The organism is Bacillus sp. CR71, from assembly GCF_003429245.1.
In the GTDB taxonomy this organism is placed as follows: Bacteria; Bacillota; Bacilli; order Bacillales; family Bacillaceae_G; genus Bacillus_A; species Bacillus_A thuringiensis_S.
The window spans coordinates 1,484,259-1,496,543 of record NZ_CP031748.1 but is presented as its reverse complement, the minus strand read 5'-3'; the positions used below and the strand labels follow the sequence as shown (position 1 = coordinate 1,496,543).

Genomic DNA, 12,285 nt, shown 5'->3' with positions numbered 1-12,285 from the left:
AATAATTAGTAAATCCATTCATTCATTAATTTTGAGTAGTCAACTAATTCTTCTTCTTTAAAGAAAATAGCAATCTCGCGCTCTGCGCTTTCTAAAGAATCAGAACCATGGATAATGTTTTTCGCAACAGTTACACCGAAATCTCCACGAATTGTTCCAGGAGCTGCTTCATGTGGTCTTGTTTTCCCCATCATGTTACGCGCTGTATCTACTACACCTTCACCTTGCCATACCATTGCGAACACAGGTCCAGATGTAATAAAGTCTACTAACTCACCAAAGAAAGGTTTTTCCTTATGCTCAGCGTAGTGTTGTCCAGCAATTTCCGGAGTGACTTGCATTAATTTTGCACCAACTAATTGAAAGCCTTTTTTCTCAAAACGAGCTACAATTTCCCCAATGAAGGCACGTTGTACACCGTCTGGTTTTACCATTAGAAATGTTTTTTCCATAAAAAATCTCTCCACTTCTGAATTATGTATGTAATTGTATATCCCCACACACATATTATCACCCTTATCACAATTGTGCAATAGTTTTGAAATAGAGAGATTATTTTATTTTTTAGAATAAACATTAAAATTTTCGTTTTCCAATATACTTTGCAACATTTTGTAATGCGTACTTTGCTTGTCCACGTGGGAGTGGTTTTATTATTTCTAAAGCTTTATGTAAATAACGTTCACTAAACGCAAATGCTTGATCAATTGCTGTACTATTTTTTACAGCATCAATAATTTCTTGCATTTCACTTGCTGTTGAATTTTCATGTACAGATGTGATTTTCTGACGAAGTACGGGATCTTCCATCGCATATAAAGCAGGAAGTGTAATATTCCCTTGTAGTAAATCTCCACCAGCAGGTTTTCCAAGTTTCTCTTCTGTAGAAACGAAGTCTAAAATGTCATCAATAATTTGATAAGACATTCCTACAAAATACCCATACCAAAATAGACGATTTACCGTATCACGATTAGCACCAGCAGCAATCGCTCCCAATTGACAACTCGCGGCAATTAATAATGCTGTTTTTCGCTTTATTCTTCTTAAATACGTTCTTAAATTTTGGTCATAATTGTATTTATCTTTAATTTGTTCAATTTCACCTTTACAGACTTCTAAAATAGTATGCGATAACGCTTGATGTGCCTCTGGAATTTCGATATTTGTTATACATTCAAGAGACTTAGCGAACAGATAGTCCCCTGTATACATCGCAATACGATCTCCCCATTTTGCATTCACAGTCGCACTGCCGCGTCGTAAAAATGCAGCATCAATAACATCATCGTGAACAAGAGAAGCCATATGAATAAGTTCTAACGCAACAGCAACATGCTTAATTGCATCTAACTTATAATCTCCAAATTTCCCTGCAAGCAACACAAATACAGGACGAATTCGCTTCCCACCAGCTTCAATAAGCTGTAATGCTGCCTCTTCTACTAATGGCTGTTCAGAAGCGACTGTCTTTTTTAATTCTTTTTCTATCACATTAATATCCGATCGTAAAAAAGAGTACATAAGTTGTAACTTCATATTGTTCACCTTAACCTAAAACTTCTTTTTTCTATTTTGATTCTGGTTTAATACCTAAATGCATCGCTGCTACCCCAAAAGTAAATGGTTTTACTTGCACACGTTCAAGTCCAGCTTGCTCAAACATTTGAGCCAGTTCTTTCATCCCTGGGAACGTACTAGCAGATTCTTGAAGCCATGAATATTCTTTATAACTTTTCGCAAACATCTTTCCAAATAACGGCATGATATATTTAAAGTATAAAATATACCCTTGTCGAAAACCAATCATTGTTGGTTGAGATGTTTCTAAACAGATTACTTTTCCACCTGGTTTTACTACACGTGTCATTTCTTTTAATACGTGCATATAATCCGGTACGTTACGTAAACCAAACCCAATCGTCACATAATCAAACGTATTATCTTCAAATGGAAGTTCCATTGCATTCCCATGTAGAAGTTCTACTTGTTTTAATTGTAACGCCTCTACCTTTTGCTTACCGACAGATAACATATTTTCACTGAAGTCTAAGCCAACAACCTTTCCTTGTTCACCTACCGCTCCAGCTAGCGCAATTGTCCAATCTGCGGTTCCACAGCATACATCAAGCGCTTGACTACCTGGTTGTACATCCATAATTCGCATCGTTTCTTTACGCCACGCTTTATGTCTTTGAAAACTAATTACAGAATTCATCACATCGTATTTATCAGAAATCTTTTCAAATACGTCATGTACTCTTTCTTCTTTTGATTGTTGCATGCTCGTACCTTCTTCCAATGTAAAATTGCTTATGTCTTCTATTTATCCCTTAACACAGAATTTATTTCATTAATGTCTATGTGATTTTCTAAAAATTGTTTTTCTTTCTTTCTCAATTCCATCATCCAACTATTAATCACTACTTCTGCTTTATCCCCTAAAGCATCTTGCATCGCTTGAAAAACAGGTGAATGTTGTTTATCAGCATACAATTGAATTTCTTTTTGAAGACGATTTCCACCTAATACGTATGTGATAAATGGCTTCCAATGTGATAAATGAAAATGATCACATGTTTTTTGAAGGAGCGCAGACTCAATCGTTACTACGCTTTTCATTATGTCATCCGTCGTTTCATGCGCTTTTTGGTATAACATAATTTTGTGTTCATTTATCTCTTTAATTCCTTCAGCAAGTGCACGAATTAAAACAATATCACGATTCATAGACAATAAATAATAATATAGTCCACTATAGTAATCGCCTGCAAGTACTGTTAATTGACGACATTTATGCGATTCAATCGCTTCCTCGCCTGCTTTATTTGATACCTTTTCATGCGTATCAAGCGCAATTTGCACAAGCATAATCGTTACTACGTAATGCTCAATTTGTTCTATATGTAAGTTTGCACTCTTTAAAGCACCATATAACAATGCTATCTTTTCTTCATCAATAAATGGTTCTTCAATATAGTTTATAAAATAAGGATGGCGTAATTTCTCCATCAATTTCTCTTTTATACCCGCATACCCTCCGTAGATGTCACACACAAAAAATCACCCTTGTTTTCTAATTCATAAAACTTATTATAACACATACACTCTATTTTCTATAACCAAAACTTGGCTACACCTACCATTCATGTAAGCAATTTTTCTAATCTCACTCTGTCTAGCTAAAACTATATCATTTATTTACTAAAAAAAAAAAGAAAAGCAGTTTCCCGCTTTTCTTTACTTCGTTTTAATAAACGATAAAATTTCACTGCGCGCTGCAGCATCATTTTCAAGCACACCACGCACTGCTGTCGTTACTGTTTTCGCACCTGGTTTTTTCACACCACGCATCGTCATACACATATGTTCTGCTTCTACTACTACCATTACACCATGAGGCTCTAATACTTCCATAATAGAGTTCGCTACTGTTGATGTAATACGTTCTTGCAGTTGTGGACGACGTGCAATTGTATCTACAGTACGAGCTAATTTACTTAACCCTGTCACCTTTCCACCTTGCGGAATATATGCAACGTGAGCAACTCCATAGAATGGAACTAAATGATGCTCACACATCGAATAAAATGGTATATCTTTTACTAGTACAAGCTCTTCGTGATCTTCTCCGAATACTTTATGCAAATGCTCTTTCGGATCTTCATGCATACCTGAGAACACTTCTGCGTACATTTTTGCAACACGTTTTGGTGTATCAAGTACTCCCTCACGATTTGGATCATCCCCAATCGCCTCTAAAATAAGGCGTACTGCATGTTCAATTTGTTCTAAATTAACTTTTGCCATCCGCTAGCCCTCCCGAAAACCTAAAAGTGATACGAACACATTCTAGCATATTTATGTTTTTAAAAGCAAAAAGAAGAGTTCCCAAAAAGGAAACTCTTCTTCCCTGTTAATATGTAAGGATTATTTAACCGCATCTTTTAACGCTTTACCAGGTTTGAATGCAGGTACTTTACTTGCAGCGATTTCAATCTCCTCACCTGTTTGTGGGTTACGACCTTTACGAGCCGCACGCTCACGAACTTCGAAGTTACCGAATCCGATCAGTTGTACTTTATCACCTTGTTTTAAAGCTTCTAAGATAGAATCAAAAACAGCGTCTACTGCTTTTGTTGCGTCCTTTTTAGAAAGGGAACTTGCTTCTGCAACAGCATTGATTAAATCTGTCTTGTTCATGCCATTCACCTCCTCCCAAAGATAAGACTGTATAATGATCATAAAATGAGTCTTACTTTCATTTGTAGGCAATTTTTACAAATTCTATACTACAAAGATGTAGATAAATCATTATCAACGCCTATATTATACGATTCTCCTTTATAATTCAATATTTTTAAGGAAATTGTTACTGTGAAAATGTGAAAATCTGATGAAACTTGACAATTTACAACAATGTATTAGATAATGACTGTTTATTTTTCTATTTTATAATCAAAAAAAAACAAAAAATCCCTCTACAATGAGAGGGATTTTTCTTATAGTATAATCGCAATTAATCCGCCAGATCCTTCATTAATAATTCTTTCTAGCGTTTCTTTTAATTTATATCTAGCGTTTTCTGGCATTAAGGATAATTTCGCTTGAATTCCTTCTCGAACAATTGAGCTAAGCGAACGTCCAAATATATCAGAATTCCAAATTGATAACGGGTCATCTTCAAAATCTTGCATTAAATAACGAACTAATTCTTCACTTTGCTTTTCAGTACCAATGATCGGTTCAAACGTTGACTCTACATCTACTTTAATCATATGAATGGATGGCGCTACCGCTTTTAACTTCACACCAAACCTTGAACCGTGACGAATAATTTCTGGCTCATCTAAGCTCATATCTGCTAGCGCAGGCGCTGCTACACCATATCCTGTTTGTTTAACCATACGCAGTGCGTCTGCGACTTGGTCGTATTCTGTTTTCGCATGAGATAAATCGAGCATAAGCTTCAATAAATGATCTTTCCCCCGAATTTCTACCCCTACTACTTCTTTTAAAATCTGATCATATAATTCATCTGGCGCATATAAATCAATCTCCGCCACACCTTGCCCCATATCAATGCCAGCTAAGCTCGCTCGATCAATAAATTCATATTGACTAAACTGCCAAACAACCCGATCCACATCACGAAGACGTTTTATATCCTTCACAGTTTCTTGAACTGCTTCTTGATAACTTTGACGCAACCAATGCCCTTCATTTAGCACCATTACCCAGCTCGGAAGGTTCACATTTACTTCTAATACAGGGAATTCAAATAGCGCTTCACGAAGTACATTATATACATCTGTTTCTCTTAAACTCTCCACACTCATTGCAATAACCGGGATATCATATTCTTCTGATAAACTTTGGCGTAATTGCTCTGTATCTGGATGATACGGCTGTACCGTATTAATTATCATAATGAAAGGTTTTCCTACTTCTTTCAATTCATTTACAACGCGTTCTTCTGCCTCTATATAATCTCTTCTTGGAATTTCACCAATTGTTCCATCTGTTGTAATTACAACACCAATTGTTGAATGTTCTTGAATTACTTTACGCGTGCCGATTTCTGCAGCTTCATGGAATGGAATAGGTTCTTCATACCAAGGGGTATTAATCATGCGCGGGCCATTCTCATCTTCATAGCCCTTCGCTCCTGGAACCGTATATCCAACACAATCTACTAATCGAATATTCACTTCAAGTCCTTCATCTACTTCGATAGAAACCGCTTGGTTTGGAACAAACTTCGGTTCCGTCGTCATAATTGTACGACCAGCAGCACTTTGAGGCAATTCATCCTGCGCTCTTTGACGGTCAGACTCATTCTCAATATTTGGAATAACTACAAGTTCCATAAATTTTTTAATGAATGTTGATTTCCCTGTTCGAACAGCTCCTACAACTCCAAAATAAATATCACCGCCTGTTCGTTCTGCAATATCTTTAAAAATATCTACCTTTTCCAAGTGATTCCCTCCCTCAAAATTTTTGGGAATAATTCCGCGTTTATAGTCAACTAATACCTTCTCTAACGTTGCCTATAATATCTGATATAATATAATGGTATTCTAGAAGTTCGGACAATATATCATATAATTTTGTCCAATTTCATATGACTATTAAAAAATATCTTTTGTTTGCATCGTAAGTTGTATAACATAAAAAACCTTTCTTCTAGAACTTATTCACTAAAAGAAAGGTTCATGACTTATGATTTTAAAAAAATTGGTTCTCCGTCCTTTACTGTGTACGGTAAAGAATAAGCTGGTACAAACGGGGAACCTTTCGAAAGTATATTTCGAATATCTTCTCCCTCCGTAAACTGCCCTTCATTTTTTTTCAAAGCGTCATATAAGTCGATTCTATAATCAACAAAAACTTCTCCTTTTTCATTAATTACAAAAGGAAGTCCTTTACCAGAATATGGACTTGTCACTTGTGGCACATCTTTATATCCTAGTTTTTTAAAATCCAATTCATATACACCATCTGAAATTACTTTTTTAAAAGGTGGATATTGATGTTCATCACGATACATCCTAAGCTTTAAAGATAGTTCCTGAATTTGTTCAGCCATCCTAACATCAATTAACTTTACTGTTGGATTTGTTTCAACGTCTATTAATACGTATTGATATACTCCTCCACTTTCATATGCATTCCCTGGTGCTTCTTGTATGTAACGCGGGGCAATCTGTTGAAAGTCGATTGGATACTTTTGATAAATAGGTGTACTCATATCCCTCGTCTTAATTGGCAATATCCCATCATTTTGCTCCTTAAATGTCACAACAGCTTTTTGAACAACCTGTAGCTGATCTTCATAAGGAACCGCATTTTGCTTCATATTTTCTTTCGGATACAGACACCCCGTTAAAAGGCTCATACAACAAAATATTAAAATAATATGGACTTTTTTCACTAGCATCACCTTTTCATACTAATATAACTTGCTCCGTATGTAGTATTTTCGAGACCATTCCATTTACTGCTGTACAGGTCCACTAAATACAACAAGAAAAATAACAATTCCTGACACAACCATAAGGGTGTACGCTACTAACGCTGTAATCCCTTTCAAAAATTTATTCTGTATTTTATGTCTACTTAATAAAATAAAACTTACTGCAAAAAACATAAATCCAATTGCCCCTAAAGCCAACCACATTTTCATAAGCCCTTCTGACATATACACACCCCTTTTTATTAATCTATTTTTATACTATTTTAACAAATTAAAATCTTTAAACAAATACAAAAAGAACATTTTACTACAAATTACGAATATGTAACTTTAATCAATAGGTTTTTCAGCATTTTCCACTAATCTAGATAAAAATAAAACCGAAGCGATTGTATCTCTCGCTTCGGTTGACCAAATATGCCCAAAAACAGCTCTATTCCCATTCTTTCATGGCTATCATATGCAATCTACAAACTCTTTGTTTCTCATAATTTATTTTTTAAACATTTTGCTTAACGAGCCAAAATCTGCTGGCATATTATTATTAATAATCGCTTTTACAATTTGATCCTCTTGCTCTTTCGGCACTTCACGTCCCGCCATAAGAGCCACTTGATGAATTAATTGACGAAGTACAGTTTCATCACGTAAATTCGCATTTTGCACGGATGACGCTAATTTAAAAATATCCTCTTTATTTACTTTCGCTTCCTTCTCAATATTATTAAAAATGTTATTATCCATTCTTTTCACCCTCTCCTCAAGTTACTCTTCATCCTATGCAAAAATAAAAAAATGGTGAAAAGACCCATAAAATAAAAAAGCGACAGAAGTACAAATGTACTTCTGTCGCTTTTCTTTACAGTAAGTCAGGTATAGCTTCCACTTCATGTTTTCGAACACGTCCCATCAATGAGCCTACCGCATCTTTTACGTTATTCCCATTGAACAGCACGTCATATAAAGCAGCTGTAATCGGCATTTCAACTTCCATTTTCTCTGCCAATTCATGAGCAGCTTTCGTTGTTCTTACACCTTCTACAACCATACCCATGCTTTCTAACACTTCTTCTAAAGAATGTCCTTTTCCAAGCATATTTCCAGCGCGCCAATTTCGGCTATGAACACTTGTACAAGTTACAATTAAGTCTCCCATACCGGTTAGACCAGCAAACGTTAACGGATTCCCGCCCATTTTTCTTCCTAAACGAGCAATCTCTGTTAAACCACGTGTCATCAATGCCGCTTTTGCATTATCACCTAATCCAAGACCATCAGTTATACCAGCAGCTAATGCGATAATATTTTTTAACGCACCACCAAGTTCAACTCCAACGATATCTGGATTTGTGTATACACGGAAATAACTATTCATAAATAAATCTTGTACTTCCTCAGCCGCTTCCATACGCTTTGCTGCAGACGTAACTGTTGTCGCTTGTCGTAAACCAACTTCTTCAGCATGACTCGGTCCAGACAATACAACAACATCTTTAATTAAGTTCTCTGGAATTTCTTCCTCGATCACTTCCGAAATACGTTTTGACGTACCAGGTTCAATCCCTTTACTCGCATGAATCCAAGTAATCGGTTCTGTAACAATTTCTTTCATCTCTTGTAATACATCTCTGTACGCTTTCGTCGGTACTACTAGCAGTACTGTATTTACATCTACTAATGCTTCTTCTAAAGAAGAGTAGGCTACGATTGTGCTTGGCAATGTAATGCCTGGGAGATATCGACTATTCTCATGTTTCGTATTCATTTCATCCATAAGTTCTGAGCGATTTCCCCAAATACGTACATCATGTCCATTGTCAGCTAATACCATCGCTAACGCTGTTCCCCAGCTACCTGCTCCTACTACTGTGATTTTTGTCATAAAATCACATCCTCTCCATTAGTCTCTTGCTCGAGCAATAATGTGAATCGGCGTTCCTACAAAACCGAACGCTTCACGTAAACGATTCTTTAAGAAGCGCTCATATGAAAAGTGCATTAATTCTGTATCGTTTACAAACACAACAAATGTCGGTGGTTTTACCGCAACCTGTGTCGCATAGAAGATTTTCAGACGGCTACCATTATGAGTCGGTGTTGGATTCATCGCTACCGCATCCATAATTACATCGTTTAATACGTTTGTTTGTACACGGATACTATGGCTTTCATTTACCTCATTGATAACCGGTAATAACGTTTGTGTACGTTTTTTCGTTTTTGCAGATAAGAATACAATCGGTGCATAATCCAAGAATTGGAAATGAGCACGAATATTTTCTTCAAATGCTTTCATTGTTTTTTCATCTTTTTTCACTGCATCCCATTTGTTTACAACGATAATAACAGCTCGTCCTGAATCATGAGCATATCCAGCGATTTTTTTATCTTGCTCAATAATTCCTTCTTCTCCGTCTAAAACAACTAAAACAACGTCAGAACGTTCAATCGCTCTAAGTGCACGAAGTACACTATACTTTTCTGTACTTTCATATACTTTTCCTTTTTTACGCATACCAGCTGTATCAATGATTACATAATCTTGATCATCTTTACTATATGGTGTATCGACAGCATCACGCGTCGTTCCTGCGATATTACTTACAATTACACGTTCTTGACCAAGAAGTGCATTTACAAGCGATGATTTCCCTACATTTGGACGTCCAATTAAAGAGAAACGGATTGTTTCATCGTCATACGCCTCTTCTTCAATCTTTGGAAAATGATTTGCAGCTTCATCTAACAAATCACCAAGTCCTAAACCGTGTGTACCTGAAATCGGGAATGGCTCGCCAAATCCTAATGAATAAAAATCATAAATATCACTACGCATTTCTGGATTATCAACCTTATTTACCGCAAGTACAATTGGTTTTTTAGAACGATACAAAATTTTAGCAACTTCTTCATCCGCTGCAGTTACACCATCGCGACCATTCGTCATAAAAATGATAACATCTGCTTCATCAATCGCAACTTCCGCCTGTTGACGAATTTGTGTCAAGAACGGCTCGTCTCCAATATCAATTCCACCTGTATCAATAATGTTAAACTCATGATTTAACCATTCTCCCGCACTATAAATACGGTCTCGAGTTATACCTGGGATATCTTCTACGATTGAAACTCTTTCTCCAACTATTCTATTGAAAATAGTAGATTTTCCTACGTTCGGGCGGCCTACTATTGCTATTACTGGTTTCGGCATATACTTTCATCCTTTCAACTTGCTTCTGTTTATTATGTAAAAAACCCTTCTTTGTGCAAGAAGGGATTTGCATTCCAGAATATTTCTCAACGTATCAAAACACCTCACATTATAACACACGTTCCTAATGTTTCACAATAATATATACATTCTCTTGTAAGCGATGCGCAATACCATCTAAAATTGCCTCTAAATTATTTGCAACAAATTCTAGTTCCTCCATCGACTCACAAACAAATAAAGGAGCACCACCTGCAAATTTTTCTGGCGCTGTTGTAATAACTGCCAGGATAACGCTTTCTAACATCATCTCTTATCTCCCCTTCCTTTCGGGGCTTCCGATGACATATGGACGGCACTTTCTAACGTTGGTACATTTCCTATAACACTTATCGCTTTCTCTGCATCTTGATCTTGCGGTAAGACAAAAATTCCAACCCTACCATCCTCTAAATCACGCTTTGCTAACGGTACAAGCGCTGGTGTACCAGAATCTCTATAAATCCCTAGCGCCACCGAAACATCGTGTAAAACAGCTTGCCGTTGCCCTAAATTTGAGATTGTCACCATCGCATCAATTGATTTCGGTTTTAAAATAAACCCCATGCCATATTTCATAATCTCTTCTTGCCTCGCCGGTAATCCAATATTCATAATATAAATATTATCAATATACAGTCCTGCCCCTTCAAAACGAAGGGGCACGTGCTCAATTTCAACAAGATCATGTAGCCTTTTTCCAGACATTAATTTTTTCGCAATAAAAAATGCGATTATAGCCATAATTACTCCCGCAATCCATGAACGGAACCCTATATACGCAAATGTCGTTGCAAACGACGTTAACATCGCCAAATAGTTGCGACTTTCAAAAACCAATGCAATTCCTTCAATATATGTATTTCCACGCGGTACGAGCTCATATCCATCTAATTGTTGAAGCGTGTTTCTTTCCATATTACGTACATCACGAAATTGTGTTGCCGCTAACGTAAGAAATGTAATGGCAGAAAAATCTTTTTTCAAAATAGACGGGATTGCAATCGCTCCTAAAGCAGCTGCAATTAACCCCATTGCAATATGAATAATTTTCCCATGCAGCCTCGTCGGATATTGCCGCGTATCCGTCCGAAGCATTAACACTCTTGTAACTGTCCCCGCTATTACGCCGCATAAAATGGCTGATGTATATTCAGTCATGCATTACCCTCGCCTTTCTTTTACGTGTTTTTCTCTTAAACTGTTCCATGTATACTGATGCTTTTGCAATCCAAAACAATACTGCCATGAATAATGTAGAAACGGCGACGATATCAAAAAATGCTAAACTACCGTAATCATATGGAAAATTCAATTTCCGAAAAATAAATGTCACTAGCAACTCTCCTTGTAACATCCCTACATATAGGGAACATAATCGTAATATGCGATCCCCATGCAATAACACCGATGCATACACAAGAGCACTACTTAGCAGAAACACTCTATCCACCACAATCCAAATCGGATCATATATTTCTAACAAATGAAAACTTGTATATAACATTGCAATAATAAGTGCCGAAAGTAAGCTATATAATTTTTTCCAAACAGAATATAGCGTAATTCCTATAAAAGAAATAATACAAAGTAGAAGAGCATTTACTGATACCACGAATGAGGCAATCGTTACATGTAACGGAGAGCAAATTATAAAAATCATTATACAAGCGCCTAACTTCCACCGAATAGGGTCCTTTTTCATAAAAAAGGTTACGATGATCCACCCTATCCAAGCTACAAAATAAAAAGTACTTCCATCCATCAACTTCACCTCCTATGTTTTCCATTATGGGAACTTTTTATGAAAGTTAATCCACTTTATTTACGCATAGTTTTTTCTTATAACAGCAACACTTTTAACAAGGAGGTGTTATTTATTATGGGTAAAGATCGCCAAGAACGAAAACTACGAGAATCACGCCGCGTTGAATCTGATCGTAATCAATCACTACAATATCCAGGTGCAACTGGACTTGATACACCAGAGCAGGCTCGAAAACAAAACCAGCACTAATTAATACAAAAAGACGGTTTCGATGTTGTACGAAACCGT

16 protein-coding genes are annotated in these 12,285 nt (G+C 36.4%); 1 reads left to right on the top strand and 15 read right to left on the bottom strand.

The window, feature by feature from the left end; genetic code table 11:
* Positions 1-5 precede the first annotated feature (5 nt).
* The 15 genes from ndk to DOS87_RS07715 all read right to left on the bottom strand — a co-directional run bounded on the left by ndk (position 6) and on the right by DOS87_RS07715 (position 11,994).
* Positions 6-452, bottom strand: a complete 447-nt coding sequence (ndk, locus tag DOS87_RS07785) for a nucleoside-diphosphate kinase (RefSeq protein ID WP_000415883.1) — start codon at positions 450-452, stop codon at positions 6-8.
* Between the two features lie 124 nt (positions 453-576).
* A complete protein-coding gene (hepT, locus tag DOS87_RS07780) occupies positions 577-1,539 on the bottom strand; it encodes a heptaprenyl diphosphate synthase component II (protein WP_000776078.1) in 963 nt (320 codons plus the stop codon).
* A gap of 31 nt (positions 1,540-1,570) precedes the next feature.
* On the bottom strand, positions 1,571-2,284 hold the full coding sequence (gene menG, locus DOS87_RS07775) for a 2-heptaprenyl-1,4-naphthoquinone methyltransferase (protein ID WP_001187674.1): 714 nt from the start codon (positions 2,282-2,284) through the stop codon (positions 1,571-1,573).
* A gap of 38 nt (positions 2,285-2,322) precedes the next feature.
* Positions 2,323-3,057 carry a heptaprenyl diphosphate synthase component 1 gene (locus DOS87_RS07770; RefSeq protein WP_000332840.1) on the bottom strand — a complete coding sequence of 245 codons (735 nt, stop codon included), beginning with the start codon at positions 3,055-3,057 and terminating at the stop codon, positions 2,323-2,325.
* 183 nt (positions 3,058-3,240) lie between these two features.
* Positions 3,241-3,810 (bottom strand): GTP cyclohydrolase I FolE, encoded by a 570-nt coding sequence (folE, locus tag DOS87_RS07765; protein WP_001151482.1) that lies wholly within the window; start codon positions 3,808-3,810, stop codon positions 3,241-3,243.
* 120 nt (positions 3,811-3,930) lie between these two features.
* Complete coding sequence (locus DOS87_RS07760) at positions 3,931-4,203, bottom strand: HU family DNA-binding protein (protein ID WP_001043860.1); 273 nt, start codon at positions 4,201-4,203, stop codon at positions 3,931-3,933.
* A gap of 299 nt (positions 4,204-4,502) precedes the next feature.
* Positions 4,503-5,981: a stage IV sporulation protein A gene (gene spoIVA / locus DOS87_RS07755; RefSeq protein ID WP_000416521.1), complete on the bottom strand. Its 1,479-nt coding sequence runs from the start codon at positions 5,979-5,981 to the stop codon at positions 4,503-4,505.
* Positions 5,982-6,223: 242 nt separating this feature from the next.
* Positions 6,224-6,937: a hypothetical protein gene (locus DOS87_RS07750; protein WP_000755479.1), complete on the bottom strand. Its 714-nt coding sequence runs from the start codon at positions 6,935-6,937 to the stop codon at positions 6,224-6,226.
* A gap of 63 nt (positions 6,938-7,000) precedes the next feature.
* On the bottom strand, positions 7,001-7,204 hold the full coding sequence (locus DOS87_RS07745) for a DUF2768 domain-containing protein (protein WP_001289006.1): 204 nt from the start codon (positions 7,202-7,204) through the stop codon (positions 7,001-7,003).
* Between the two features lie 267 nt (positions 7,205-7,471).
* A complete protein-coding gene (locus DOS87_RS07740) occupies positions 7,472-7,723 on the bottom strand; it encodes a stage VI sporulation protein F (protein ID WP_000369753.1) in 252 nt (83 codons plus the stop codon).
* 115 nt (positions 7,724-7,838) lie between these two features.
* Positions 7,839-8,861 carry an NAD(P)H-dependent glycerol-3-phosphate dehydrogenase gene (locus tag DOS87_RS07735; protein ID WP_000161783.1) on the bottom strand — a complete coding sequence of 341 codons (1,023 nt, stop codon included), beginning with the start codon at positions 8,859-8,861 and terminating at the stop codon, positions 7,839-7,841.
* An 18-nt stretch (positions 8,862-8,879) separates the two neighbouring features.
* Positions 8,880-10,190, bottom strand: coding sequence for a ribosome biogenesis GTPase Der (gene engA / locus DOS87_RS07730; protein WP_001125890.1), 1,311 nt, complete (start codon positions 10,188-10,190; stop codon positions 8,880-8,882).
* 124 nt (positions 10,191-10,314) lie between these two features.
* On the bottom strand, positions 10,315-10,500 hold the full coding sequence (locus DOS87_RS07725; RefSeq protein ID WP_000979048.1) for a capping complex subunit for YIEGIA: 186 nt from the start codon (positions 10,498-10,500) through the stop codon (positions 10,315-10,317).
* Positions 10,497-11,390, bottom strand: a complete 894-nt coding sequence (locus DOS87_RS07720; protein ID WP_000141605.1) for a YIEGIA family protein — start codon at positions 11,388-11,390, stop codon at positions 10,497-10,499. The genes DOS87_RS07725 and DOS87_RS07720 overlap by 4 nt, the downstream gene beginning before the upstream one ends.
* On the bottom strand, positions 11,383-11,994 hold the full coding sequence (locus tag DOS87_RS07715) for a YphA family membrane protein (RefSeq protein ID WP_000349104.1): 612 nt from the start codon (positions 11,992-11,994) through the stop codon (positions 11,383-11,385). Before DOS87_RS07715 ends, DOS87_RS07720 begins: the two co-directional genes overlap by 8 nt.
* 117 nt (positions 11,995-12,111) lie before the next feature.
* Between DOS87_RS07715 and DOS87_RS07710 the strand changes: the two genes are divergently transcribed.
* Positions 12,112-12,246, top strand: coding sequence for a YpzI family protein (locus DOS87_RS07710; protein ID WP_000513902.1), 135 nt, complete (start codon positions 12,112-12,114; stop codon positions 12,244-12,246).
* Positions 12,247-12,285 lie beyond the last annotated feature (39 nt).